The sequence below is a fragment of the Frankia sp. AgPm24 genome (assembly GCF_023243055.1).
GTDB lineage: Bacteria > Actinomycetota > Actinomycetes > Frankiales > Frankiaceae > Frankia > Frankia umida.
The window spans coordinates 25,824-49,735 of sequence record NZ_JALKFW010000163.1 but is presented as its reverse complement, the minus strand read 5'-3'; the positions used below and the strand labels follow the sequence as shown (position 1 = coordinate 49,735).

Annotated in this window: 25 protein-coding genes and 3 pseudogenes; 18 read left to right on the top strand and 10 right to left on the bottom strand. The window is 72.0% G+C overall.

The genetic code is table 11. From position 1 onward, the window contains the following. Positions 1 to 163: 163 nt before the first annotated feature. Positions 164 to 286 carry a hypothetical protein gene (locus tag MXD61_RS27970; RefSeq protein WP_285223207.1) on the bottom strand — a complete coding sequence of 41 codons (123 nt, stop codon included), beginning with the start codon at positions 284 to 286 and terminating at the stop codon, positions 164 to 166. 847 nt (positions 287 to 1,133) lie between these two features. On the opposite strand from MXD61_RS27970, the gene MXD61_RS09410 reads away from it, so the two are divergent. The 3 genes from MXD61_RS09410 (at position 1,134) to MXD61_RS09400 (ending at position 3,734) form a co-directional block, all read left to right on the top strand. Beyond that, positions 1,134 to 2,864 (top strand): PKD domain-containing protein, encoded by a 1,731-nt coding sequence (locus MXD61_RS09410; protein ID WP_248812453.1) that lies wholly within the window; start codon positions 1,134 to 1,136, stop codon positions 2,862 to 2,864. A 102-nt stretch (positions 2,865 to 2,966) separates the two neighbouring features. Continuing rightward, positions 2,967 to 3,338: a hypothetical protein gene (locus MXD61_RS09405; protein WP_248812452.1), complete on the top strand. Its 372-nt coding sequence runs from the start codon at positions 2,967 to 2,969 to the stop codon at positions 3,336 to 3,338. A gap of 171 nt (positions 3,339 to 3,509) precedes the next feature. After that, positions 3,510 to 3,734, top strand: a complete 225-nt coding sequence (locus MXD61_RS09400; RefSeq protein ID WP_248812451.1) for a hypothetical protein — start codon at positions 3,510 to 3,512, stop codon at positions 3,732 to 3,734. 78 nt (positions 3,735 to 3,812) lie between these two features. Here the strand turns inward: MXD61_RS09400 and MXD61_RS09395 are convergent. From MXD61_RS09395 to MXD61_RS09385, 3 genes and pseudogenes are all read right to left on the bottom strand, one after another. Then, positions 3,813 to 4,115: pseudogene (locus MXD61_RS09395) on the bottom strand (MarR family winged helix-turn-helix transcriptional regulator); the annotation flags it as partial. 144 nt (positions 4,116 to 4,259) lie between these two features. Next, entirely contained in the window at positions 4,260 to 4,733 is a 474-nt protein-coding gene (locus MXD61_RS09390; RefSeq protein ID WP_374628686.1) for a DinB family protein, read from the bottom strand. A 136-nt stretch (positions 4,734 to 4,869) separates the two neighbouring features. Beyond that, positions 4,870 to 5,730, bottom strand: coding sequence for a class I SAM-dependent methyltransferase (locus MXD61_RS09385; protein WP_248812449.1), 861 nt, complete (start codon positions 5,728 to 5,730; stop codon positions 4,870 to 4,872). A 281-nt stretch (positions 5,731 to 6,011) separates the two neighbouring features. Between MXD61_RS09385 and MXD61_RS09380 the strand changes: the two genes are divergently transcribed. The 5 genes from MXD61_RS09380 to MXD61_RS28795 all read left to right on the top strand — a co-directional run bounded on the left by MXD61_RS09380 (position 6,012) and on the right by MXD61_RS28795 (position 10,017). Beyond that, complete coding sequence (locus MXD61_RS09380) at positions 6,012 to 6,914, top strand: virginiamycin B lyase (RefSeq protein ID WP_248812448.1); 903 nt, start codon at positions 6,012 to 6,014, stop codon at positions 6,912 to 6,914. Next, a complete protein-coding gene (locus MXD61_RS09375) occupies positions 6,911 to 7,822 on the top strand; it encodes a class I SAM-dependent methyltransferase (RefSeq protein WP_248812447.1) in 912 nt (303 codons plus the stop codon). Before MXD61_RS09380 ends, MXD61_RS09375 begins: the two co-directional genes overlap by 4 nt. 14 nt (positions 7,823 to 7,836) lie before the next feature. Beyond that, entirely contained in the window at positions 7,837 to 8,691 is an 855-nt protein-coding gene (locus MXD61_RS09370) for an SMP-30/gluconolactonase/LRE family protein (protein ID WP_248812446.1), read from the top strand. Between the two features lie 192 nt (positions 8,692 to 8,883). Continuing rightward, positions 8,884 to 9,447, top strand: a complete 564-nt coding sequence (locus MXD61_RS09365; protein ID WP_374628684.1) for a hypothetical protein — start codon at positions 8,884 to 8,886, stop codon at positions 9,445 to 9,447. A gap of 27 nt (positions 9,448 to 9,474) precedes the next feature. Next, complete coding sequence (locus tag MXD61_RS28795; RefSeq protein WP_374628679.1) at positions 9,475 to 10,017, top strand: putative immunity protein; 543 nt, start codon at positions 9,475 to 9,477, stop codon at positions 10,015 to 10,017. 271 nt (positions 10,018 to 10,288) lie between these two features. On the opposite strand, the gene MXD61_RS09355 is transcribed toward MXD61_RS28795, so the two are convergent. Further along, complete coding sequence (locus tag MXD61_RS09355) at positions 10,289 to 10,966, bottom strand: class I SAM-dependent methyltransferase (RefSeq protein WP_248812443.1); 678 nt, start codon at positions 10,964 to 10,966, stop codon at positions 10,289 to 10,291. 334 nt (positions 10,967 to 11,300) lie between these two features. Between MXD61_RS09355 and MXD61_RS09350 the strand changes: the two genes are divergently transcribed. The 3 genes from MXD61_RS09350 (at position 11,301) to MXD61_RS09340 (ending at position 13,566) form a co-directional block, all read left to right on the top strand. After that, the gene (locus MXD61_RS09350; protein WP_248812442.1) at positions 11,301 to 12,023 is read left to right on the top strand and encodes a dienelactone hydrolase family protein; all 723 of its coding nucleotides are present in this window, start codon (positions 11,301 to 11,303) and stop codon (positions 12,021 to 12,023) included. A 272-nt stretch (positions 12,024 to 12,295) separates the two neighbouring features. Further along, on the top strand, positions 12,296 to 12,862 hold the full coding sequence (locus MXD61_RS09345; protein ID WP_248812441.1) for an RNA polymerase sigma factor: 567 nt from the start codon (positions 12,296 to 12,298) through the stop codon (positions 12,860 to 12,862). Beyond that, positions 12,859 to 13,566 carry a hypothetical protein gene (locus tag MXD61_RS09340; protein ID WP_248812440.1) on the top strand — a complete coding sequence of 236 codons (708 nt, stop codon included), beginning with the start codon at positions 12,859 to 12,861 and terminating at the stop codon, positions 13,564 to 13,566. Before MXD61_RS09345 ends, MXD61_RS09340 begins: the two co-directional genes overlap by 4 nt. A 113-nt stretch (positions 13,567 to 13,679) precedes the next feature. Here MXD61_RS09340 and MXD61_RS28430 read toward each other — a convergent pair whose 3' ends face one another. Continuing rightward, a complete protein-coding gene (locus MXD61_RS28430) occupies positions 13,680 to 14,123 on the bottom strand; it encodes an alpha/beta fold hydrolase (RefSeq protein ID WP_248812439.1) in 444 nt (147 codons plus the stop codon). Positions 14,124 to 14,694: 571 nt separating this feature from the next. Here MXD61_RS28430 and MXD61_RS09330 point away from each other — a divergent pair. From MXD61_RS09330 to MXD61_RS09315, 4 genes and pseudogenes are all read left to right on the top strand, one after another. After that, on the top strand, positions 14,695 to 15,381 hold the full coding sequence (locus tag MXD61_RS09330; RefSeq protein ID WP_248812457.1) for a hypothetical protein: 687 nt from the start codon (positions 14,695 to 14,697) through the stop codon (positions 15,379 to 15,381). 94 nt (positions 15,382 to 15,475) lie between these two features. Next, entirely contained in the window at positions 15,476 to 16,231 is a 756-nt protein-coding gene (locus MXD61_RS09325) for a phosphotransferase (protein WP_248812438.1), read from the top strand. A gap of 51 nt (positions 16,232 to 16,282) precedes the next feature. Further along, positions 16,283 to 16,651 (top strand): annotated as a pseudogene (locus tag MXD61_RS09320) (phosphotransferase); the annotation flags it as partial. A gap of 38 nt (positions 16,652 to 16,689) precedes the next feature. Further along, the gene (locus MXD61_RS09315; RefSeq protein ID WP_248812436.1) at positions 16,690 to 17,316 is read left to right on the top strand and encodes a 2-phosphosulfolactate phosphatase; all 627 of its coding nucleotides are present in this window, start codon (positions 16,690 to 16,692) and stop codon (positions 17,314 to 17,316) included. Between the two features lie 38 nt (positions 17,317 to 17,354). Here the strand turns inward: MXD61_RS09315 and MXD61_RS09310 are convergent, their stop codons facing one another. Continuing rightward, positions 17,355 to 18,071, bottom strand: coding sequence for an ester cyclase (locus MXD61_RS09310; RefSeq protein ID WP_248812435.1), 717 nt, complete (start codon positions 18,069 to 18,071; stop codon positions 17,355 to 17,357). A gap of 59 nt (positions 18,072 to 18,130) precedes the next feature. Here MXD61_RS09310 and MXD61_RS09305 point away from each other — a divergent pair, with 59 nt between their 5' ends. Further along, entirely contained in the window at positions 18,131 to 18,853 is a 723-nt protein-coding gene (locus MXD61_RS09305) for a TetR/AcrR family transcriptional regulator (protein ID WP_248812434.1), read from the top strand. Positions 18,854 to 19,209: 356 nt separating this feature from the next. Here MXD61_RS09305 and MXD61_RS09300 read toward each other — a convergent pair. Together MXD61_RS09300 and MXD61_RS09295 are read right to left on the bottom strand one after the other, a co-directional pair. Further along, positions 19,210 to 20,903: pseudogene (locus MXD61_RS09300) on the bottom strand (PepSY-associated TM helix domain-containing protein). 356 nt (positions 20,904 to 21,259) lie between these two features. Next, positions 21,260 to 21,862, bottom strand: a complete 603-nt coding sequence (locus MXD61_RS09295; protein WP_248812433.1) for a hypothetical protein — start codon at positions 21,860 to 21,862, stop codon at positions 21,260 to 21,262. Positions 21,863 to 22,132: 270 nt separating this feature from the next. Here MXD61_RS09295 and MXD61_RS09290 point away from each other — a divergent pair, with 270 nt between their 5' ends. Beyond that, positions 22,133 to 22,426, top strand: a complete 294-nt coding sequence (locus MXD61_RS09290; protein ID WP_248812432.1) for a DUF167 domain-containing protein — start codon at positions 22,133 to 22,135, stop codon at positions 22,424 to 22,426. Positions 22,427 to 22,847: 421 nt separating this feature from the next. On the opposite strand, the gene MXD61_RS09285 is transcribed toward MXD61_RS09290, so the two are convergent. Further along, positions 22,848 to 23,105 (bottom strand): hypothetical protein, encoded by a 258-nt coding sequence (locus MXD61_RS09285; protein ID WP_248812431.1) that lies wholly within the window; start codon positions 23,103 to 23,105, stop codon positions 22,848 to 22,850. A gap of 397 nt (positions 23,106 to 23,502) precedes the next feature. On the opposite strand from MXD61_RS09285, the gene MXD61_RS09280 reads away from it, so the two are divergent. Continuing rightward, positions 23,503 to 23,877 (top strand): hypothetical protein, encoded by a 375-nt coding sequence (locus tag MXD61_RS09280; protein ID WP_308222710.1) that lies wholly within the window; start codon positions 23,503 to 23,505, stop codon positions 23,875 to 23,877. The last annotated feature ends 35 nt before the right edge of the window (positions 23,878 to 23,912 follow it).

The following is a 23,912-nucleotide window of genomic DNA, read 5'->3' as shown; positions in this document are numbered from 1 at the left end:
AGGCGCTGCTGCCCGCGCTCGACCACCCGCGCCTCACTCCCGCCGTCGCGGCGGCTGTGACCCGTGTCCTCACCGCCAGCCGCTAACGTGTCCGTGGCCGGTGGCGCCCGGGGCGTGAACGTCGATCTTCTCGGGCGCGCGCGGCACGGGTAACCGCGCACGTTCAGGCGAAGATCCGATCGAGGGTGTGGTCGAGGATCGGCTGCTCGGTGGTGGCGGCGAGCAGGCCGCGCAGGCCGTCGCACTGCGTGCCGCCCGGACCCTGGCGTAAAACGATCCCCCGCACCCACCACGCCCCGCAACGCGCTCCCCAGCAAGATCCGGCTACACGGGTCGTCGTAGTCGGCAAAACGGACACGAACACGACCGCGACGACCCAGGTGCATCCTGCACACCCGTGGCCCCCCAGATCGGTGTCACGGAACACGACCGCGACGACCCAGGTGCATCCTGCACACCCGTGGCCCCCCAGATCGGTGTCACGGAACGTGACCGATGTCGAGGGGGTGGCGCTGCAGCCACTCCAGGTCCGCGGATCCAGGTCGAGACGCTGTCGGCCCTGTGCCCCACCAGGCGGCGATAGCCCGGCGATGGGCAGATTCGAGCGCGGTGGCCTTCGCCGCCGAACCCGGCGCGGTCCTCGCCGGGATGCGTGAGGACGGGACCGGTCGTCGTGGACGGCCCGGGCCAGCAGCATGGCGCCGACCGTGGTGCTCAACGTCGCGATGGCCTGACGTCGGGCCGGTCCAGATACGGCGTGTGCGGACAGTTCGCTGGATGCGGCGTGTACGGACAATTCGGTTGGATGTGTTCTGCGAAAGTCCACGGAATACGGGTTTTCGCATGCGGGCGGCAGAGCGGGAAAATGCCTGGTGGTCGGCCAGGGGAAAACGAACGGCGAACGAGGGGCCGGCCACCTGCCCGAGAACGGCGATGCAGCCGCGATCGGCGGACCCGGACAGCGTTCGGGCACGCATCCGGGCGGTTTTGAACGTGCCCGGTAAAGCGGGGCGACCTGGCTATGCTCGGCGGCCGAAACCGGATTCTCCTTGTTGTGGGGAGTGATAGTCATGCCTGTCCTGCGGAAAACGAGACACCGTCATCGGCGAACGACATGCTCGATGATCATCGGGGTGTTCGCTCTGGTCCCTGTGCTGCCCACCGCGGCCCTGGCATCCGGGGCCCCCGGGGCGCCCGGGCCGCCGGGGCCGGGGGAGCACCGCCCACGGCCCGCCACCGGCGTGGCCTGGGCCTGGGGCTCCAACTCCTACGGGGAGCTCGGCTACGGCACCCAGATCGACAGTCGTCTGCCCTTCCCGGTCGCTGACCTCGACAGCATCACCGCGCTCGCGGCCGGGACCTCCTCCGCCTACGCGCTGCGCCGCGACGCCACGGTCTGGGCCTGGGGCGCCAACTGGGCCGGGCAGCTCGGGGACGCGACCACCACCAGTCGGTCCACCCCCGTGCAGGTCCTGGACCTTGACAGCGTCACCGCGGTGGCCGCCGGCGGCTCCACCGGCTACGCGCTGCGCCGCGACGCCACCGTGTGGGCCTGGGGTGACAACAGTCAGGGCCAGTTCGGCAACGGCACCACCACCGCCAGTTCCCTGCCGGTGCGGGTCAGCGGCCTGACCGACGTGAGCGCGGTGGCCGCCAGGAACGCCACCGCCCTCGCGCTGCGCCGCGACGGCACCGTGTGGGCCTGGGGCAACGGCGACAACGGGCAGCTCGGCAACGGCACGGGCACCGGCAGCTCCACCCCCGTCCAGGTCAGCGGCCTGACCGACGTGAGCGCCGTCGCCGTCGGTGGTCACGCGGCCTACGCGCTGCGCCGCGACGGCACCGTGTGGGCCTGGGGATACAACGGCGACGGCGGCCTCGGTGACGCCACCACCACCGACAGCACCGTCCCCGTCCAGGTCACCGGACTCGACGAGGTCACCGCCATCGCGGGCGGATGGGGCTCGGCCTACGCGCTGCGCCGCGACGGCACCGTGCGGGCCTGGGGATACAACGGCGACGGCCAGCTGGGTAACGCGACCACCACGAACAGCTCCACCCCGGTGCAGGTCGCCGGCCTGGCCAACGTGAGCGCCCTCGCCGGCGGGTACGCCGCCGGCTACGCGGTGCGCCGCGACGGCAGCGTCTGGGCCTGGGGGGACGACGACGGCGGCGAGCTCGGCGACGGGACCACCACCGACAGCTTCACCCCGGTCCGCGTCGCCGTTCCCGCCCGGGTCACCGCCATCGTCGGCGGCGGGGGACGCTCCGCGTACGCCCTCGGTGGCCCCGCCCGTGCGCAGCCGGACATCGCCCCGACCGCGCGGCTCTCCCTCGTCCCGGCCCTGGGTTCGGCCCCGAGCGTGGTCCTCGTGGACGCGACCGGATCAGCCCCGGGATCGGCCCCGCTGGCGTCCTACACCTTCGACTTCGGCGACGGCACCCTCGTCGGCCCGGGCACCGACGCCACGGCGGCGAATCTCTACCACGATCCCGGCAGCCACCCGGTGACCCTGACCGTGACCGACAGTGGCGGTGCCACTGCGACCCGGACCGTCACCGTGCGCCTGGTCGGGCCGGGACAGACCGGGCCGGCGATCTCCTGGGTGCGGGGCGGCGACACCCCGCAGGGCTGCAACCACTGCGCCGGGGTCCTGCTGACCAGCACCGGTACCGAGGCGTTGGCCATCACCTCGGTCACCCCGGCGCCGCGCAGCGAGGCCTTTCCCACCAACACCTGCCCCGCGGTGCTGCCCGTCGGGCAGAGCTGCACCATCTGGTGGACCGACACCGGCGGTCGGCCCGAGTCCAACCATAACGTCGTCATCCGCCACAACGCCCCCGGTGGGCTGACCATCGTCTGATCCTGACGATCCTGACCGACCCGCGCGGACCCGCGCGGACCCCCGGTGGCGTGCCCGCCGCCCGCCCCCCATGCTGTAGCGAGCGGCGACCGAATCCCTGCCATGAGTGACGTCGTCGTGATGAGGTGGCCACCGTCCCGTGTCCAGCGGCGTCTGTACGAGCCGCGACCCAACGACGGGAAGCAGAACATGATCCTCAAACGGATGTTGTCGACGTTCGCCCTGTTTCTTGCCGCTGCCGGGGTTTTCGTGCTCCTGCCCGCGGCCGTGGCGCAGGCGCGCCCCCTGGGAGGGGCCCGGATCCACCGGCCCGGTGCTGTCGTCGTCGCACCTGCCCGGGTGTACCGCCCGGGTGTGGTCTACGCGACCACGCCCGCCTATGTTGCCCCGCCGACCCCCGGGCCGACAGTGGTCTACGTGCCACCCCGGGTCTACGTCCCGCCGCGGGTCTACCGGCCCGGTGTTCGGCGCTGAGAGCTGAGAACAGTACCTGCACGTAGGTCCGTGCGGGTCGCGCCCAGCGCCGCGCGCCACCCGCACGGATCACGGATCACGGATCGAGCAGGAACCGACCACGTCGACCGCTCGACGGAGATGATCACGTCGACCGCCGGCCGGTGTCCCGGCCCGCATCGGGTGTCTGCCGTGCACCCGCCACCGCACCGGGCCGTCCAGCACAGCGAGTCGACGGGGGTGGCCAGCGTCGACGGGGGTGGCCAGCTCGGCGAGCCGCGGCTACGCGCCAGCCCCGGCCACACCAGCGACTCCGTGACCGTCACCGTGGTGCGGACCGGCTCCACCTGGCAGGTCGACGCCGCGACCATCTGCGGGGCCTACACGACCATCGGCCTGCTCGACAGGTGCCCGTGACCGCCGGTCCCACCGGTCGGGCGCCGATCCGGCCAGCCCGCCAGCCCGCCAGCCCGCCTGGTCGCCGGACAAGGGGCGTCAGTCTCTCGGGCGGCGTTTGCCGGGCTGGTCCGCCTGGTCGGCGGCGGCGCTGGAGGGGCTGGCTGGTTGGCAGGTGAACCGGCTCGGGTCGGCCCCCGCTTTGGCGAGCAGCGCGTGGAGGTGCTGCTGGTCGTCCGGGGAAAGCTGGGCGAGCGGGGAGCCTGCCGTCAGGGTCTGGATGAGCCGGGTGCGGACTTCGACGCCACGGCCGGTCAGACTGATGACCTTCTGACGTCGGTCTGTCTGCGCTGTTCGCCGTTGGACGAGGCCGCGCTGTTCCAGCCGGTCCGTGAGGAACGTGACGGTGGAGTTCCTTCAGGTCGAAGGCGTGCTCGCGCTCCGCCCGACCCCGATATGCCAGCGACCACCGTCCCTGGTGCTGGTTCGGTCCAGGGTGGGGACTATCTACGAGGCCGGGGAGCCGGTGAGGCGGCGGGTCGTCTGCTAGCCGAGCGCGCCGGTCGCGCCGTCGGTCAGTTCGCGCACGATGTCGGCGTGGCCGACGTGGCGGGCCGTCTCCTCGATCATGTGGATGTAGATCCACCGCAGTGATACCTGGGGCAGGTCGGGGTGGGCGACGACGTCGTCGATCGCGTACCCGGCCGCGGCCTTCCGGGACAACGCGCACGCACGCTCGTACGCCGCCAGCAGCGATTCAGCGGTGTCCGCGTCGGTGAGGACCCAGCTCGCGTCCTCCTCGCCGGCCGGTGACACGTCGGGGTCGGTCAGCCGACCGAACCAGTTTCGCTCCACCACGGTCAGGTGTTTGACGAGGCCGGCGAGGGTGGTGCGTGAGGGCAGCAGCCTGCGTGCGGCGTCCTGGTCGCTGACACCGCGCACCTTGTGGACGAGGACATCCCGGTGGAAGTCGAGGAACGCTTCGAGGGTTTCGCGTTCGCTGGCGGTGCTGGCCTGCATGACCCGCAGCGCCGGCGGGCGTGGCGGTGGCGGCTGCATACCGGCAACCGTAGCGCGGTGAAGACGCGGCCTGAGAGTGATCACGTTTGGCGCATCGCGTGAACGTGGCCGTCGTCGCGCGGTAGGACCGGCGGGGTCAGCGGGCCGCGCGCACCGCCGAGACCAGGCCGCCGGCGCCCTCGTCCTGCCGCGGGGGGGTGGGTATCGGACGTCCGTAGGCCGCGGCGCGCTCACGCAGGGTGAAGGTCTGCGCGTCCCAGCCGAGGGTGTCCAGCCAGCCGACCGGGTCCTGCGGCGTCTCCGAGACCCACATCGACGCCGGTGATCCCGCGGCGGCGTCCTCGCGGAAGCGTTCGAGGACACCGCGGGTGCCCAGGGTCAGGCCCATCCTGCTGCCCGCGGCGGACAGCGCGCCGACCCGTTCGAGTAGCGACCGCACCGCGTCCTCGGGCAGGTAGATCAGCAGTCCCTCGGCGATCCACACCGTCGGTCGCGCCGGGTCGTGCCCGGCGGCGGCCAGGGCGCCGGGCCAGTCCTCGCGCAGGTCGACCGGGACGGTGATCCGTTCGCAGCGTGGGGTGGCCCGCTCCTGACGCAGTACCGCGGCCTTGAAGGCCAGCGGTTCGGCCGTGTCGACCTCGAACAGTCGGGTCCGCGCGGGCCAGTCCATCCGGAAGGCCCTGCTGTCCATCCCGGCTCCGAGCAGCACGACCTGGCGGACACCGGAGGCGACCGCCCGGTCGAGCAGGTCGTCCAGGAACTTCGTCCGGATGACGATCGAGAAGGCCACACCGAGCCAGCGGCGCCGCGCCGCCTCGTCGGCGTGCGGGGGCGACGGCGCCGCGGGGTCTCGTCCGCCGGCGGTGGCGAAGGCCAGCGCCAGCGGATCCCGGAACAGCGGCCGCTCCCGTGCCGTCTCCATCGCCCGCACGCGGGCCACGCCCACAGCGGTGGCCCACACCCCGGACGGCTCGACCCGATGCGCCGTATCAGCCATGCCTTCAGCCTAGGCCGCCGGGGCGTCACCCCGGCGCGAGCGGAGGTCTCCGCGGCAGGCGGACGCGTCAGTAAATTGTGTGGCGGAGCGTGGCGATCTCTGTTCGGGTTGTCCGATGCGACAGCGCTACGACGAGTTCGCCGACTGGTACGACGCCTACGCGACCCGCGGAAGACGACGGCGACCAGCCGGTCCCCGCACTGCTCGGACTTGCGGCCACCCGAGCGGATTACTGACGAACCCGACCGACAGCCATGTCCCTTCCACCGAGGAGACCCGTGATGTCCCACCCCGCACACGTGAGAATCCGCGAAACGCGGATAGCGGACTCGGATGCCGGCCCCTACGACCTGACCTGCGGCCCCGACGGGGATCTGTGGGTCACGATGGTCCACGCCGGGCGGATCGCGCGGCTGACCCGCGACGGCCAGCTCGACTCCTACCAGCTCGCTCCCGCCACCTGCGGGCCCTCGATCATCACGCAGGGGCCGGACGGCGCGCTGTGGTTCACCCGTAACCGCGACCACCGGATCGGCCGGATCACCCTCGACGGCGAGACCAGTTCCTTTCCCACGCCCACCCCGGACAGCGGGCCCTTCGGTATCACCACCGGCCCGGACGGCGCCCTGTGGTTCACCGAGATGAACAGCGACCGGATCGGACGCGTCACCACCGACGGCACGATCACCGAGTACCCGCTCCCGGTGACCGGCGCCTTTCCGGCGGCGATCACCGCCGGGGCCGACCAGGCCCTCTGGTTCACCCTCAACCAGGCGCACGCGATCGGCCGCATCACACTCGCCGGGCAGATCACCCTCCACCCGCTGCCCACCCCCGGCGCGGCCCCGGTCGGGATCTGCCGGGGCACCGACGGCTTCCTCTGGTTCGTCGAGATCGCCGCCGGTCAGATCGGCCGGATCAGCCCGGACGGACACCTCGAGGAGTTCCCGCTCCCCGACCGGGACGCCCGACCCCACGCGATCATCGCCGACCCGGCCGGAGGCTGCTGGTTCACCGCATGGGCCGCGGGCCGCATCGGGCACATCACCACGGCCGGAGAGATCGACGAACACGACCTGCCGACGCCTTCCAGCGAACCGCACGGCCTCGCCCGCACCGAAGACGGCGTGCTCCACATAGCTCTCGAAACCGGTGGGCTCGCGCGCCTGGAGCCGCGGGCATGAGCATGGACGACGCGACCGCGCTGAACCGGGCGCGCTGGGACGAGCTGGCACGCCGGCACGGACAGGACAGCTACTACGACGTCGAGGGCTTCCTCGCCGGCCGGCTCATGCTGACCAGACGGGAGCGGGCGGAGATGTCCGCGGCGGTCGGCGCGGTGTCCGGTCTTGATCTTCTGCATGTGCAGTGCCACTTCGGGTTGGGGACGCTGTCGTGGGCCCGGCTCGGTGCACGGGTCACCGGCCTGGACTTCTCGCCCGTCGCGGTGGAACGCGCCCGCGCGCTCGCCGCCACGGCGGGAATCGACGCCCGGTTCGTCCAGGCGGACGCGCAACGACTACCCGACGATCTCGCGGGCTGCTTCGACGTCGTCTTCGCCTCCTACGGGGTGCTGCCCTGGATCGCCGACGTGACAGCCTGGATGACCGCCGCCGCCACCGCCCTGCGCCCCGGCGGAACCCTGGTACTGATCGACGGGCACCCCCTGATCCAGATGATCGATACCGTCGACCCGGTCAGGTTCGGCTTCCCCTACCAGGGCGGCGGCGCGCACCGCCTGCCCTCGACGTCGTCCTACGCCAGCAGTGCCACCGCCCTGACCACGACCGAGACCGTGCAGTACCCCCACGGCCTCGGTGAGATCGTGACCGCCGCGGCCCACGCCGGCGCTCCACCACACCGAGCGCGACGCCTTCCTACGTCCCCTTTTGACGGGGATCGCGGACGAGCCGGAGCCGAAACAGTGGGCGGGCACCCGCCGTGGCGTGACCCGCCGTCCGGTGGAGGACAGGGAATAGTGATGCGGGAACTGCTGGAGAAGATCGAAGCCAGAGGGCCCGCCCCACCAGCTTCCCTTTTCCAAAGGCAGCTGCCGAATCGTCCTGCACCGAATGATCCACGACCCCTCTGAGGCTCCCGTTGACCATGACGCGCACCGTCGTCGCAGACCTGCACTTCGCCGAGTCGCCCAGGTGGCACGAGAACCGCCTGTGGTTCTCCGACTTCTTCGGTGGCCGCGTGGCGTCGGTCCTGCCATCCGGCTCGGATCCGCGGATCGAAGCGTTGGTACCGGGGCAGCCGTCTGGCCTGGGGTGGCTCCCGGACGGCCGGCTGTTGATCGTCTCCATGCGTGACCGCAGGATCCTCCGCCGGGAGACCGACGGCACGTTGGCCGTCCACGCGGACCTGTCCGGGCACGCCACGGGACAGCTCAACGACATGGTGGTCGACGCGTTCGGGCGAGCCTACGTGGGCAACTTCGGCTTCGACCTGGCCGCTGGCGACAACGTCGCCCCGGCAGCCCTGCACCGGGTCGACCCCGACGGGAGCATCACCGAGGTTGCCTCCGATCTCTGGTTTCCCAACGGCAGCGTGATCACTACGGCAGGCGTACTGCTGGTGAACGAGACCTTCGGCAACCGCGTGACCGCCTTTGACCTCACGCCGTCAGGTGACCTCGTCCATCGACGCACCTGGGCGTCCTTCGGACCAGCGCCATCAGGAGACGACTTCACCGAGGTGCTCAGCCAGGTGGTCGTCGCGCCCGACGGCTCCTGCCTCGACGCCGACGGCAACCTCTGGATCGCCGATGCCGGAGGCAATCGCCTGCTTCAGCTGACCGCGGCAGGCGAGATCGGCGCCGAGATCAGTCCCGGGACTCCCGTGTTCGCCTGCGCCATCGGCGACGGCACTCTCTTCGCCTGCGCGGCACCCGACTTCGACGAGCAGCGACGCGCCGCCGTCCGCGAAGGACACATCATCGCCATCAGCCTCCCCTGAGCCGAGGAGCCGGACCCTGGATTGTTCTTTTACGGTAATGCCAGTACTCGGGTCCGGACAGCGGCGGAGCCCCGCTTGATGCGGGGCAGCAGGTCGAAGCCGAGCAGCCGCGTGATGGTGATCTATGGTTGCCCGTACGGATTCCTGGTTGACCCACGAGCTCGTCCTGGGAGGCTTGCCTTCATGCGTGCGATGAGTGGCGAGCATGTCGAGGAGGCTGTGGCCGAGATGGTGCGGGTACTCGGGCCTCATCAGACTCGCGACTGGCAGGTCCAGGCAGGGCCGGTCGAGTGGAGCTGCTGGAAGACCGCCGCCCATGTCGCGCACGATCTGCTGGCCTATGCGGGACAGGTGGCAGCCCGCCCCACGGCCGGGTACCTGCCCTTCGATCTCACCGTCGGGAGCGACGCGCACCCGCGCGAGGTGCTTCAGGTGGTCACCGCCTGCGGAGGGTTGCTCAGCAGTGTGCTGGCCGCCAACCCGGCTGCTCGGGCGTGGCACCACGGGCCGACCGACGCGACGGGTTTCGCGGCCATGGGCGTCGCCGAGACCCTCCTCCATACCCACGACATCACCGAGGGAATGGGCGTGCGGTGGCGTCCCCCGCGTTCACTCTGCGCGGGGGTGCTGAGCCGGCTGTTCCCGGGCGTTCCGGAGGGCGATCCGGCGCAAGTCCTCCTGTGGTCCACAGGAAGAGCCGACCTCGACGGCCACTCTCGTCGCACCTCGTGGATCTGGAGCGCTGCAATCAGCTGATCAGATCAGCTCTGTAGAGTCGGCGTGGTGGGATCTCCGCAGACGCTCAGCGAAGCCGATCGACGTCTTGTCGCCGCATGGGCCGCCGATTGCGCAGAGCGGGTTCTGGGGCTGTTCGAGGCCGAAGCTCCAAAGGATGACCGCCCTCGCGCTGCCATCGCCCGGACCCGGGCGTTCTCCCGGGGAGAGCTGAACACTGCTGAGGAGATCCGCCGTCGATTCATGGGTGGGGTCGATGCCGGTGATGTGAAGGCTCCTGCGGCAGCTGCCGCTGCCCGAGCCGCCGGCCAAGCCGTAGCCATCTGCCACATGGGCGCGCACGCACTGGGCGCCGCCGCGTATGCAGCCAAAGCGGCCGGCCTGGCCCCCGGCAGGCCAGGAGCCGTCGAGGACGAGCTCCGCTGGCAGCTCGATCACATGACGGCGGAGGTCCGGGCCGCCCTACGAGCCCTCCCGCCTGTCGGCGAGGATCGGTCAGGTCCTCTCGGGCCCGGGCTCCTCACATCAGGCCAACTCGGCACGATCATTCGTGACCTTCAAGCCGGTCTTGCCCTGCCCGACCAGGACTGATCCGACCCTTCACGCCATTACTGAGCATGGTGGTGGCTCCTCGCGGCGTCGTGCGACGTAGTGCTGGACAGCGGAGGCGGACAGTGCGGCGGTGGACACCGTGCCGGCCGGCGAGAGCGCGGATCGAGCGGCCGCTGTCGTGGGCGTCGTCCCGCATGGCGGTGAACAGCGAGGACCACACTCGTCGGCGAGGAGGGCCTCGGGCGGGGCCAAAACGCGCCCGTGTAGCCAGCCGCGGTCGGGTACGCGCAGGGGCACCAGGTCCCCGCGATCATCCCCGCGGGTGTCCCGGGCCAGGTGAGGGTGTGGGACACGCGTCCCGCGGCTTCTCCCACAGCAGGAGGTAACGCCAGAACAGCAGCCGTCGCACCCGCGCGCCGGGCAGTACCGCGGCGGCCACCTGGGCGGCCTGGCGTGTGGTCAGCGGCGCGTCGATGAGCACGGGCATGCCCGTGCGCGTGTGGTGCTCCTTCGCGCACGGGTGGCCGCCCCGCAGCAGCCCGGTCACGAGGAAGACGACGCCGAGCAGACGATGACCGACCGCGGCGGCGAGCTCGACAGGCCACTCCCGGCGCAGGTCCCTGCGGGGAAGAACGACGGCGGCGAGGACTCCACCGGGCCGCAGCACGGCCCCGAGCACCTCGAGGGCGGCCTCCAACGGCATGTGGTGCAGCGCGGTGATCGACACGATCGCGTCGTAGTCCCTGCCCGGCAGCGGGTCGACCAGCACATCCGCGAGCACGCAGGTGACGGTGTCGGGGGTGTGCCGCCGGGCCTGTTCGATCATCGGCGCGGACCGGTCGACGGCGTCGACGTGCTCGACCCGTTGGGCGAGGCGGGCCGCGAACGCCCCGGTGCCACAGCCGACATCGAGCACCCGCCGGCAGGGCCGCGGCAGGTGGCGCAGCAACAGCCGCTGGTAGTAGGTGTTGTGAGACCAGTCGAGCACAGCCGACATTGTGGCGGCGCACCGTCACCGCCCCGCCGCCGGGTCCGGCTTTGCGCCGCGACCGTGAGGAACACCGCCGTCGCGGGCAGTGCTGTCAGGTCGTCATCCACCCACCAGCAGAGCCCGCACACCCCGCCCGGGCATCCCGCGGCCGGTGTGTGAACCCGGTGGCCGCGGGATGGCGAGCGCTGCTAGGGTGCCGGAGGCCGGACAGGAGACCGAGGAGGTGGTACCCGTGCACGCAGTATCGACATGGGTGCTCCCCTGCGGGGTCACGGTCGGGCGCTAGGTCGTCCGGGAGCACCGTCCCAGCACGCTCCCGGAAGGCACGACCATGCGGTTCACGTCGCACCAGCGTCTCGACGACGCTGTCCTCGAACGTTCCTTCACCCTCGGCGAGATCCCCGGCATCCTGTGGACGTCCACGTCGGCGTCGGTGCCGCTGATCCTGCTCGGTCATCCCGGCGGGCTGCACGCCATGTATCCGCGGCTGGTGGCCCGGGCCCGGGGCTGCGTGGCGGCGGGTTTCGCCGCGGCCACCCTCGAGCTTCCCGGCAGCGGCGACCGGCCCCGCTGGGCCGCCGCCGAGCAGGCCCGCGCCGACCTGCGCCGGGCGCTGGAGGCCGGTGAGCCGGTCGAGGAGATCGTCGACCGGCTCGTCCTCCCCCTGGTCGAGAAAGCGGTTCCGGAATGGCGGGCCGCACTCGACGACCTCCTGGCACTGCCCGAGATCGGCGGCCCGGTCGGCTATGCGGGCGGGTTGATCTCCATCGGCATCCGGATGGCGGTACTCGAGCCGCGGATCGCGGCCGCGTTGCTGTTCGCCGGGAGTTTCGTACCCGCCGCCCTGGTCGAACAGGCCCGCCAGATCACCATCCCGCTGCAGGTCCTGCTGCAGTGGGACGACGAGCACAACGACCGCTCCCAGACCCTGGACCTGTTCGACGCCTTCGGCTCCACCGAGAAGACACTGCACGCCAACATGGGCGGACACACCGGCGTCCCGGCGTTCGAGGGCGACAGCGGAAACCGGTTCTTCACCCGACACCTGCGGTAGAAGGCGACGGTGTGTCAGATCAGGCGCAGCGGCATGACGTGCGTCCGCGTCGATCTACATCATCTGAGGAAACGGTCACCGCGCCGGTAACCCGGACGGTTGACTCCGCACGTGACCGCGCCCGGGCCCCGGGCGCGGTCACCGCCGTGTCGGCGACCGTCCCCTCCGGCGCCGGACGGGCGACACACGGCCAGGGCTGAAAGGTGGCCGGGCCTGGCGGACATGTACTGGCGAGCCGAGCGGCCGAGTCCGACGAGGAGCTGGTGCAGCCGATGAAACAACAGGACCCACCCGACGAGGAGCGTTTTCGTCGGATCTACTTCGCCCACTACGCACGCGTGCTCGCGTTCGTCCTGCGGCGAGTGCCCGAGAACTTCGCCGCGCAGGACATCGTCGCCGAGACGTTCACGACGGCCTGGCGGCGCCTGGATGACCTCCCGGGCCCGGACAACGCATGTCTGCTGTGGCTGCTGGGCGTCGCCCGCCGGACGATCCTCAACCAGCATCGGTCCGAACGCCGGCGAACACGGCTCGTCACGAAACTGGCCGAGGAGGCCGGGCGCAAGGACACGCCGGTGGCACCCGCCGCATTGGACGACGTCGACGTCGCCGCGCTACGGGCGGCGCTGGGCCGGCTGAGTCCAGCCGATGCCGACATCCTTCGCATGTCCGCCTGGGACGAGCTCGGTCACAGCGACCTCGCTCGCCTCCTCGACTGTTCCGTCAACGCGGTCGCCATCCGGCTCCACCGCGCCCGCAAACGGCTCCGTGACGAGCTCGCGGGCGAGCACGCCGCCATGACCACCACCCCCGCAGGCCTGACCGAGGAGCGCCGATGACCATCGACGACCGCGCACTTGACGATCTCCTTCGACGCGCCGACCCGGTCAGCCTCGAAGCCCTGCCCGGCGGCGACCAGGCGACTGCCGTGCGTCTGCTCGAAAGGCGGATTCAGCCCCTGCCGCGTCGCCGCCGCTACCGGATCCGCGTCCTGGTGGCGGTTCCCGTCGCCGCGGCGGTGGTGGGAGCGACGGCCGCGGCCGCGGTCGTCCTGTCGTCCGGGCCGGCCACCAGCGCCCTGTCACACGGCTGCTATGCCGCCGTCAGCCTGCACGCTTCGACCGCGGTCCTGGGCGATGACGGCGGCGATCCGGTCGATAGCTGTCGCAGGGTGTGGCAGACGGCCTTCGGTCAGCCCGCGCCGGCCGTGCTGAGCGCCTGCGTCTCGGCGACCGGGAAGGTCGCCGTCTTCCCGGGTGCGACCGCATGTCGCGAGCTCGAGCTGCGGGAGTTCGACGGCTCGTTCACGGCCGAGGCCCAACGGTTCGCGGCGTTCAAGCGTGACGCGGTGGCGGCCATGGACGGGCGCGGCTGCCTGGCGGTCGACGCGGCGGCGGTTCTGGTCCGGCAGCTGCTCACAGCCCATGACCTCGCTGGCTGGACCGTCGACACCGGTGACCAGGTTCCGTCCGACGCGGACCGTCCCTGCGCGAGCCTCGCCTTCGACGAAGCGCACCACGTCGTGTACCTGCCCAGGATCTAGCTCCGGCCTGGGGGTCACCGGTCACCCTGCCGGGCTGTTTTCGGCGTGATCGAGCAGCCAGGTCACGGCACGTTCGGCGTGGTCGAAAATCGAGAGGTGGCCGTCGTCGGGGGTCAGCCACAGCTCGCCGCGCCGACGGCGAACCAGTCCAGGCCCGCCGTGTCGAAAGGGGCCAGACCCGAGACGCAGACGGCGCCCAGCACACGGCCTTCCAGCACACCGGCGCAGGCCAGAGCGTGCGGCCCACCACCGGACTGCCCCATCACCGCGAACCGGTCGACGCCCAGCGCGTCCGCGACACAGGCGACGTCGGCGGCCACCGCGGCCACCGAACGGCCGTGGTGGGGGCCGGACCCGCCGTACCTGGGACGGTCGTGCGACAACCAGCGCACCGTGCCCGCACCGGCGGCGACCAGCGGCTCCGGCGGTACACCGACCTGCGGCGAGCCGTGATGCCAGTAGACGGTGGGAATGCCCGCGTTCCCACCGTCGCCGCTGTCATAGACGTGCACTGTGCGCCCGTCCGGAAGCGTGATATCGCATTCGGCTGTCGCCACCCGCGCATCCTATGTACCGGGGCGGCAGGTGCCGGTACAGGCGCAACCGGCGTGCTGTGTTCGTCCGCTCGTCCGCTGGTCGGTGTCCTGCCAGCCTTCCCACGCCCCGTCCGTCCTGGCCAGGGCGCGGATCAGTTCCGCTGGCAGCGGTGGTTCGGTGTCCTCGTCCCTCGTGCGACAAGCCCCACGATGTGGGCCGCGATGGCCCGGGGCTGTGTGACACCTGTTCGGTTCCGGACATGGCCAGGACGGGGCTCACTTCGAGGACCGCGAGCGCGGGCCGGTTCGCTTTCGCTGGGCTTTCCGTGGAGCTCGACACCGGCCCGTTGTCGAGCGACCGTCACCTGCGGCTGACGGTCGGTGGACCGCCCTCGATGTCATCCATCTGACAGCGGTGGGTGACAGTCCTGTCTGGTGTGGCGCATCGTGCCTGGTGGGGAGCCTGGACGGACGCCGGGGGGTGCCGTCGTCGGGCTCCGGGCATTCTTGTGAACGTCGTCCTGATATGGACGGACCCCCATACTGATGCGACTGGTCCGGGCCTGATCATGGCCGAGTGGAGGATGGTGGAATGACCGGGGGATTCGCGCCGCAGCAGACGGGAATGCCGAGGAAGCTGAAAGGCGTGGTCGCTTTTCTGTTCATCCAGGCAGCGTTGAACATCGTGTCATCGATCCTGGTGCGGATGCTGGTCGACGACCGGATCGAACGCGGCCAGGAAGAAGATGTGAGCCTGCTCCGTTTTCTTGTCATCCTGGGTTTCGTGGTGGGAGCGGCGCAGGTTCTCGCCGCGGTTCTGGTGATCCGTCGGATAGCGGCCGCCCTGCAGGTCGTGGTGGTGGCCGAAGGCATCGTGATTCTGGTGGGCATCGCCAGCCTGGTGAGTGGGACCGGCACCAGCGTGGTCGCGATCGTCTTCGCGATCCTGCTGATCGGATGGGTCCTGGGCAGTGAGACGCGGTGGTGGTTCGACCGCACGCTGGCCCAGCCGGGCCAGATCGGCACCGACGCCACACCCGGCTGGCCCGGTTACGGCCAGCCCGGCTACGGCCCGCCGAACGCCGGCCAGCCCGGACCCGGCCAGCCCGGACCCGGCCAGGCTGTTCACGGTCAGCCCGTCTGGCCAGGCCCTGGTCAGCCCGGCCCTGGCCAGCCCGATTACGGTCAGCCTGGTCAGGGGCAACCCGGCCACGGCCAGGCTGGTCAGCGCCCGCTCGGTCAGGAGGGCCAGCCCGGCTACGGGCAGCCCCCGGCCTGATCCGAAGCGGCCGGCGGCCCGGTTACAGCGGACCTGGCGCGGGCGGACCGGGATGCGGCCGCCCCGGGTGACGGAAGAAGGAAAAGGAACGGAGATGGACGAGGGGGAGGGGGAGATGCCGCTGGCCGGGCGGGTCACGGCCGGGGTGGTGCGGGTCGGCGACACGGTGCGCCGTCCGGTCGGCCCCTGGACCGACACGGTGGACGCGGTCCTGCGCCACCTGCACGCGGTCGGTTTCACCGGGGCCCCGCGGGCCCTGGGCCGCGACGAGCGGGGACGCCAGGTGCTCGAGTACATCCCCGGGCCGCTCGGCGACCCCGCCGGCACCTACCCGACGGCCCGCCTGGCCTGCCTGGGACGGATGCTGGCCGACCTGCACCAGGCCCTCGCCGCGTGGCGCCCACCGCCGACGGCGACGTGGAACCGGCTGATCCCACCCGACCGGGAGGAGCTGGTCTGCCACAACGACGTCGCGCCGTGGAACCTCGTCGACTCCGCCCGCGGCTGGGTGCTCATCGACTGGGACGCGACCGCGCCGAGTTCCCGGCTGTGGGATCTCGCCTACGCCGCGCAGAGCATCGCGGGCCTGCGCGCCGACCGTCCGATGGGGCGGTCGGCGGCGCGGCTACGCGCCTTCGTCGACGGCTACGACCTGGACGCCCCGTCCCGCCCGCGGCTGGCCCATCTGCTGGGACGGCGCGCCGCCGCGATGCACGACCTGCTGCGCGACGGCGCGCGGCGCGGGCGGCAACCGTGGGCCAGGATCTGGACCGAGGACGGCCCCTACTGGAAGGCCACCGCCGAGTATCTGAGCGCCTCGACCGACGCCTGGCTGCGCGCCCTGTGCTGATCTCGCACCGGTGCCACCGGGGATGACCGTCTTACCACGAGGACAACGGACGCTGCGCCCGCGTGGGCGGGCCCACCGCTGTGGGTGCATGGTGATCTGCATCCGGCGAACGTCGTCGTCGCCGACGGAACACTCGCCGGTGTGGTCGACTTCGGTGACCTGTGCGTCGGGGATCCCGCGTGGGACCTCGCCGCGGCCTGGGTCCTGCTCCCCGCGGGCGCCGCCGGGCGTTTCTTCGACCGGTACGCGTGCGCGGACGAGGCGACGATCCGCCGTGCCCGCGGTCTGGCCCTCCACCGAGGCCTGGTCCTGCTGAGGGTCGGCGAGAACGGGCGGCGGGGTGTTCCCGGTGGCAAACCGACCTGGGGACCGGCCGGCCAGGCGGCACTTGAACGTGTTCTGGGCGACAGGGTCCTCTAGAGAGACAAGAGAGACAAGAGGGACGAGGGGAGACGGCGATGCCGCAGCAGCGCGTGTTCGCGGTGCGGTTCGGGTGGGGGGAGCGGGATCTGGCGGTGCTGGCACCGGTGAGCGACCTGGTGGTGCTCGTCGACGTGCTGCGGTTCACCACCGCGGTCAGTGTCGCGGTCAGCCGGGGTGCGGTGGTGCTGCCCTACGGGTGGCGTGACGGCCGCGCCGCCGGTTTCGCCGCTGACCACGGCGCGGTCCTCGCCGGCTGCCTGCGTAACGCGCCCGCGGTCGGACGTCTGCTCGCCACCGAGGTCGCCGCGGGCCGCACGGTCGCGGTGATCGCCTCCGGGGAACGCTGGCCCGACGCCTCGGGTGTGGCGCACGCGGGCCCGCTGCGTCCCGCCGTCGAGGACCTTCTGGGCGCCGGTGCGGTCCTTCGCCACCTCGGTGACCTCACCCGGGCCCAGCTGTCCCCGGAAGCCCGCGCCGCCCGGGCGGCGTTCGACGCCGCCGCCCCCACCCTGCACGACGAGCTGCGCGAGGCGGCCTCCGGCCGGGAACTGCTGGCTCTGGGCTGGGACGACGACGTCGCGGCCGCCGCCGCTCTCGGCGCGGACATCACCGTCCCCCTCCTGCGCGACGGCGCCTTCCACGCCATGACCGCGATGGCCTGACCCGACCGTCGCATCGCCGGATCGCGGGCGGATCACGGTCAGACGGTGGGGGCGGACTGGGCGGACCGGGCGGCGCGGCGGGCGGCGCGGGTGGCCAGGGCGCAGCGCAGCAGGTAGCGGGGGGTCGGGGGAATCCAGCCGGCCTGCAACGCCATCGCCTGGTCGTCGCGCACGGCCCAGTGTTCGATGACCAGGCCGTCGCGGATGCGCTGGAAGTGGGCGTGGTGGACGGTGAACGACCGTCCGGTGGGGGCGAAGGCACGTTCCACCTCACCGGACGGCGTCCAGATGACGAAGTCACCGGTGTGCCGGCCGGACATGGTGCCATGGGTGACGACCAGGTCGCCCTCGACCACGATCTCCTCGATGGTGAACGACAGGTCGGAGAACGCCGCGCGCAGCCAGTGGGCGGTGGCCAGGAACGCCTCGGGGCCCAGCCCGCGGGTCGCCGGCGGCTCGGCCTGCGCCTCCCGGTTGACGGCCCGGGGATGGGTGAGGGCGACGAAGTCGTCGAGGTCGCCGTCGACCATCGCGCCGATGTTGCGCACGGCCACGTCGGCGAGCGTGTCACGGTCGAGTCCGCTGGCCGTCGGCCGAGCCGCCCGCACGACGACGGGACGAACCACCGCCGGGACGGTGGCGGTGGCGGCGGCGGGGTTGGTCGTGGTGTCGGTGGTGGTGGGCATGTGGGGTGCTCCCTTGTGGCGGACGTCCACCTTGTTGATGGACGTCCAGTTCGGTACAGCGGACTGCATCCAATGGTGACAGTAGGCTGTATCGAATGCCAGGGTCCGCGGACATAAGGGCAGGTCGCGTGTACGACAACCGGTCCCGTCAGGCCGGGGCGGGGCGGACCCGCCAGCGGGTGCTGGCCGCCGCCCGCGCGTCCTTTCTGGCCCACGGCTACGCACGCACGACGATCCGGGCGGTCGCGGCGGCCGCCGGGGTCTCCCAGGAGACCGTCTACAAGCGCTTCGAGGGCAAGGCCGGGCTGCTCAAGGCCGTCTACGACATCACCCTGGCCGGTGACGACGAACCGATCAGCTTCATCGACCGTCCGGAGTCGAAGGCGTTCCGGGCGGCACGCGGCGCCCTCGACTCCGCCCACGCCTACGCGGCGATGGCCGCCGGGGTGTCCGGGCGCATCAGCGACCTGATGGACATCGTGTTCCAGGCCCGCGGCGGCGACCCGGACCTGGAGGCGTTCGCCGCGACCATCGACCAGGAACGTCTCTTCGGGGCCACCGCCGCGGTCCGCCACTGGTCCGAGCTCGGCCTGCTTCGCGACGACCTGCCCGCCGACACCGCCCGCGACATCCTCTGGATGTACATCTCCCCGTCGGTGGACGGCATGCTGCGCCAACGCGGCTGGACCCGCCCCGACTACCAGACCTGGCTCGCCCGCACCCTGCTCGCGACCCTCCTGCGCCCCGACCCCGCCCCCCTCGCGGACGACCCCCCCGCCGACGGCACCCCCGCGGACGGCACCGCCGCCGACGGTGTCCCCGTTTCGTCACCCACCCTCGGCGCGGTCTGATCGCGGCCATCCGTGCGTCCATTATGCACCAATATGGACGGATTTCGGAGTGCGATGATGCGGCATCGAAGGCCCCAAAGCCCCGAATCGCGGCCGATTCGCTGCCGTGATCATGGTTGTGATCACGGGATGCCGAGGGTTGTTCAGGGATATCGGCCTCGCAATACCGAACAGGCCTCGGCATGCGACCGAACAACCCTCGGCATGCGTCGTGGCCGGGTAGATCGGCCACGACGCAACGGGCAGCGGAGGGCGTGGGGGACGTCGGCCCGCCACCGGTGTCGCCGAGCACCCCCACCCCCATCCCCATCCCCATCCGCCCGGGTTCTCCCGCAGATGCGATCAGCGGATGTCGATCACCTCGGGTGATGGTGGGCGCGGCGGGTGAGGCCGAGGGTGACGTCCAGCAGGAGGAAGGCCGCCAGGGTCACACCGAACACCGGCAGTGCCCAGCCGAGCACCACCGTGGCGAGGATCCCGGCCGCCAGCAGGGGCGTGGGAAGGTCACGCCAGGCGCCGCGGGCCGGCGGTGGGCCCAGCAGGCGCTGCCGGTCGGGCTGCTGGGCGCGGGTCGGGCGGCGCTGCCACCACATCCGCAGGCCCCAGATCAGGACGCAGACCAGGCCGAGGGCGAGGGCTGCGAGCAGGATCTGGTTGGCCAGGCCGAACAGCAGACCCATGTGGGCGGCGACGCCGAGCTTGGTCAGTTTCGCGGCCAGCGGGTAGTCCGACCACCGGGTGTGCGCGGTCACCCGGGCGCCGCCGCCCTCAGCGCTGGCGGCGGTGGTGGCGGTGGGACGCGGGTCGACGGCGACGGCGTCCAGGCGCATCGGCCAGCGCCGGTCGGTCTGGGTGACGGTCCAGGCTGTGCCCGCTTCCGCCGGCAGTTCGATGTCCACCGGTCCGGACAGGCCCGCCGCGCGGGCGGCGGCCAGAACCCGGTCCGCCGGGTCGGTTCCCGGGAGGGCGGTGGCACCGGAGGAGGAGTGATGGTGCCCGGTGGAGGCAGCCGCAGCGCCGGACGACGAGTCTGTGGCACCCGGCGCCAACGGAGTGGTGGGCGACGTGGTGGTGGGTGCGGCGTGGGCGGTGGGCAGCTCCGTGTCGAGGGTGGGGGCGTGGCCGTGGGTGGCGTCCAGGGCGGAGCGGAAGTGGGCGCCGGCGTGCCGTGACCAGGTCAGGCCGGTCGCGGACAGGAACAGCAGGCCCACCAGCAGCCACACGCCGGTGGCGCCGTGCCAGCCCAGGGTGCGTCGCCGTCCGGACGCGCGCAGATCGGGCAGCAGGACGCGCCGGGCCCGGCCAGCCCGGCCTGTCGGGCGGGTGCGGCGCACGCGGGCCAGCCACAGCAGCAGGCCCCCCGCGGCCACGACCCACAGCCAGCTCGCCGCGACCTCCGAGTAGTAGCGGCCGAACGCGCCCAGCCGCAGGGTGCGGTGCAGATCGTCGAGCCAGGTCGTCAGCGGGGTGCTGCCCCACCAGGTGGTCAGCGTGCCGCGGACCCGTGCGGTGTACGGGTCGACGTAGACGGTGCGCTGCCTGTCCCCGAGGTCGGGGACGGTGAACACGACCGCGGTGGTGCGGCGCGGCCCGTCGCCGGTGCGTATCCCGGTGACGGTGCCGCGGGATGGGCGGCGCGGGCCGCGGCGATCTGCGCGGACAGCGGTCTGGGCGTGCCGCCCACCGCGTCGACGGTCAGCTCGTGGCCGTAGACGAGCTGGTCCAGCTGCGGGGTGAGGGTGTAGGCCAGTCCGGTCAGCGCCGCGACCAGCAGGAACGGCGCGACGAACACCCCCGCGTAGAAGTGCAGCCGAAGCAGGAGCCGTCGCAGCGCCACCGACGACGTACGTGCCCCCGGCGCCGGTGGCCGCACCGCCGACGCCGGCTTCGCGGCGGGCGCCGGATCCGGCGCGGACGGGGACGGCGTGGACGGAGGCGGGGACGACGCGGAGGGAGAGGATGGAAGGGGCGGTGACAGCGTGGACGGGGGTGACGGGGGTGGTACCGCGGATTCGTCCGCGGGCACACCACGATCATCGATGGTGGCCATGGGGTCTCCGACCTGGAGGCAGGGAAGCGGGCAGGCGGGCACACCGCGCCTTCCCGTCGGCCCTCGACACCCCCGGCGTCCGCTGTCACCGCAGGCGGACGCGATCGCGGACGCGGGCTGCGGTGGGGAACGGACATCCGAGCAGGACAGGGGAACCGGACGCCGGACGTGGCGTCGCGAGCAGACCCGGACGTCGAGGGTCGGCCGTCGACGCGCACCTCACGATCGGTCGGGATCGCAGGTCTCGACGCGCGGGGCACAACGGGGACGGGCGCGGTGACGGGCCGTCCCACGGCAGGCGTGGGACGGTGGTAGCGGGTCGGACCAGGGCCACGGCGGGAGGACCCGCCGGCCGGTCAGACCGATGCCCGCGCCGGCGGCCCCCGACGAACCAGGTCGTGCCCGACCCGCGCGGCACCGGCCGTGCGCGGCGGCGGTCGACGCACCGGCGGTGTGCGGGCGGGCGGCGGATGAACCCAGGTGAGCGCCCGGCGGCGCAGCCGGCGCAGGGTCGCACGGGCCACCGTCACCGCGCCGCGGGCCGCCCGCCACAGCAGACGTTCACCGGTGGCCAGCCACCAGGCGAGCAGCAGGGCGGCACCCAGATGCGCCACCGCGACGATCGGACCGCCCGGCAGCAGATCCACCCCGACCGCGGCCCCGCCACCGGTGCCGACACCCGCCCCGGCCACCGCCGCGACGCTGTCACTGGACGCGTGCCCGGCCATACCCGCGGACGCGGTGAGCGTGAACGCCAGGTGCAGCGCGGACTGCACGCCCACGACCAGCGCGACCAGTCGCGCCAGCGACAGACGGCGACCGGCCGCACCCCAGCACACCCGGGCGGTCAGCGCCATCCCGATCGCCGTCACCGGCAGGGACGGCAGCTGCCCGCAGGCGGCGGTGTGCGCGCCCAGACCGAGCAGCACCGCGGCGACGGCGACGGTGAGGGCACGCACGCCCCGTCCGACCGGCCTCGCCGCCCACCTCACAAGACCGGCACTGTAACCGACTCGTCCGATCCGGGTGGTGAGAAGGACGGGGTTCGCGCCGACCGATGCCAGGGTCCACGTGGTGAGCCGGTCACCTTCGCCGACAGGAAGGCCGTGGAAACGGAAACGGAGGGGGCGGCCGATGTCTGGTGCGGTGGGCCCGAAGGCGGGGCCGCGGGCCGGCGCATGGTGGCGGCGTGTGCCCGGCCGGGGGCGGCACCGTCGACGATGGGAGACATGCGGGTGACGATCAGAGTGCGACCGGGGGCCAGCAGGACCGCTGTCGGCGGTGAGCGGGGCGGCCCGGACGGTGAGGCGAGCCTGGTGGTGCGTGTCTCGGCGCGGGCGGTCGACGGGAAGGCGACCGAGGCGGCGCTGCGCGCGCTCGCCGACGCGCTCGGCCTGCGCCGTGGCGAGGTGTCCCTCGTCCACGGCGCCACGAGCCGCACGAAGCTCGTGGAGATCGTCGCGTCGCCGGCCGACGAGCCCGCGCTACGCGACCGTCTGGCCGCCCTGCGCCAGCGCCGCTGACCGGCGCATGCCGTCAGCCCGTCGAGTTCGCGGGCTACTGGAGGGCGAGCCGGCTGCGGTCTGGCCACGTGAGGAACCCGTACGGGGTGCGCCGTAGAGGATCCGGCACCGTCCTGGCGAGATCGTGGGCATTCAGCCTCGGCACGCCAGCAGGCTACCCATCCTCGCCAAAGCGCAGAAGTCGGAAGATTGTCAACGCTGGTGCAGCATCCCCTTGCCGGCCTGCCCGGTCGGGTCGGAAAGCGGCCCGGTGGCGGCGGCGAACAGCTCGGCAGCGCGCCGGTGGGATCGCCGGGCCCGGCCGGGTTGGAGAGGTGAAACCGGAGAATTCCACGACGACGCCGAGGGCGGCAAGAGGCCGCATACCTGGGTCGTCGCCGTGGAATTCCTCTCGTGTTACCGAGGCTTTACCGAAAGATTCCTACGTCGCCGACCCGCGGTAGGCGACCGGGCCCTCTCCGGGGAACTGCGCCGCACCCTGGAACGACGCGCCGTCGTCGAAGAACGTGATGCTGCCGTTGCCCTGGGGGCCCGACCAGGTCACCTGGGTCCCGGTCTCCGGCCGGCCCGACGAGGGCACGACCTGGTTCCGGTTGCCGATGACAATCTGCAGGTCGGAGTCCTTGTGCCATTCCGCCCCCGGACCGCCCCACTGGATCTCCGTGTGATAAAGAGACATGCGTCTTCCCCTTCTGTCGGCGTGGCCCGCCGGGCCACGCTTTAACGGGAACAGCGGATACCGTGAATTCTGTTCACCCGAGGCCAACCGACCCGGACCGGCCGGTCCACGCGCGTCAGGACATGGATCCCCCGGGCGGGAAGTCGACTGCCAACAAGTCGAGCGAACCTCCGCGGAGCCCATCGTAACGACCCCGATAGTCGGCGACAACGGCTTTGCAGAACAAAAGCAGCTTCACATGTTTATCGAAATTATGTTTGAATATGTGGCTTTAGTTCCTTTTGGTATGTGGTGTGATTGTCGGGCATCAATGAATGCGACCCGCCGGATCGGGAACGGGGGCGGATCATCATCGGACCGAGAACGCACGCCGAGCCTGTTCGCCAGGCTCGGCGAGGTGCCCGCCACCCTCAGCTCCAGTCCGCATCCGGCGTTTCGCCAGGCGATGCGCGGCATCGACGAGGTGCTCGCAGCCACCATCGGCACCGACTCCACCTGGGCCCGCATCTTCCCCGCCCCGCTGCACACCCGTGGCCTGCAGCGGATCGGGACGGCCGTGCACCTGCCGACCACCGGCGGCGCGGGTGCCTCCGCGATGTGCTGGGCACTGACGCTGACCCGGCTGCGTCCCCACATCCTCGAGCGTCACCTCGCCACCGACGACGTGCTGGACGCCGCCCTCACCCAGCTCGCCGACCCGGACTTCGCGGATCTGGCCTTCGCGACCGTCCTGGCCTGGGGGCGCACGCCGGGTGCCACCCCAGGCCCGTGAACCTGCCCGGCCACCATGGCAGGCCCGTACTGGTG

Bases quoted from the DNA above. Each gene is read 5' to 3' on its own strand.
- MXD61_RS09405 (WP_248812452.1), top strand. From the start codon at position 2,967: ATGAGTGACGTCGTCGTGATGAGGTGGCCACCGTCCCGTGTCCAGCGG.
- MXD61_RS09390 (WP_374628686.1), bottom strand. From the start codon at position 4,733: ATGCAGGCCAGCACCGCCAGCGAACGCGAAACCCTCGAAGCGTTCCTC.
- MXD61_RS09385 (WP_248812449.1), bottom strand. From the start codon at position 5,730: ATGGCTGATACGGCGCATCGGGTCGAGCCGTCCGGGGTGTGGGCCACC.
- MXD61_RS09380 (WP_248812448.1), top strand. From the start codon at position 6,012: ATGTCCCACCCCGCACACGTGAGAATCCGCGAAACGCGGATAGCGGAC.
- MXD61_RS09375 (WP_248812447.1), top strand. From the start codon at position 6,911: ATGAGCATGGACGACGCGACCGCGCTGAACCGGGCGCGCTGGGACGAG.
- MXD61_RS09370 (WP_248812446.1), top strand. From the start codon at position 7,837: ATGACGCGCACCGTCGTCGCAGACCTGCACTTCGCCGAGTCGCCCAGG.
- MXD61_RS09365 (WP_374628684.1), top strand. From the start codon at position 8,884: ATGAGTGGCGAGCATGTCGAGGAGGCTGTGGCCGAGATGGTGCGGGTA.
- MXD61_RS09350 (WP_248812442.1), top strand. From the start codon at position 11,301: ATGCGGTTCACGTCGCACCAGCGTCTCGACGACGCTGTCCTCGAACGT.
- MXD61_RS09345 (WP_248812441.1), top strand. From the start codon at position 12,296: ATGAAACAACAGGACCCACCCGACGAGGAGCGTTTTCGTCGGATCTAC.
- MXD61_RS09340 (WP_248812440.1), top strand. From the start codon at position 12,859: ATGACCATCGACGACCGCGCACTTGACGATCTCCTTCGACGCGCCGAC.
- MXD61_RS09330 (WP_248812457.1), top strand. From the start codon at position 14,695: ATGACCGGGGGATTCGCGCCGCAGCAGACGGGAATGCCGAGGAAGCTG.
- MXD61_RS09325 (WP_248812438.1), top strand. From the start codon at position 15,476: ATGGACGAGGGGGAGGGGGAGATGCCGCTGGCCGGGCGGGTCACGGCC.
- MXD61_RS09315 (WP_248812436.1), top strand. From the start codon at position 16,690: ATGCCGCAGCAGCGCGTGTTCGCGGTGCGGTTCGGGTGGGGGGAGCGG.
- MXD61_RS09310 (WP_248812435.1), bottom strand. From the start codon at position 18,071: ATGCAGTCCGCTGTACCGAACTGGACGTCCATCAACAAGGTGGACGTC.
- MXD61_RS09290 (WP_248812432.1), top strand. From the start codon at position 22,133: ATGCGGGTGACGATCAGAGTGCGACCGGGGGCCAGCAGGACCGCTGTC.
- MXD61_RS09285 (WP_248812431.1), bottom strand. From the start codon at position 23,105: ATGTCTCTTTATCACACGGAGATCCAGTGGGGCGGTCCGGGGGCGGAA.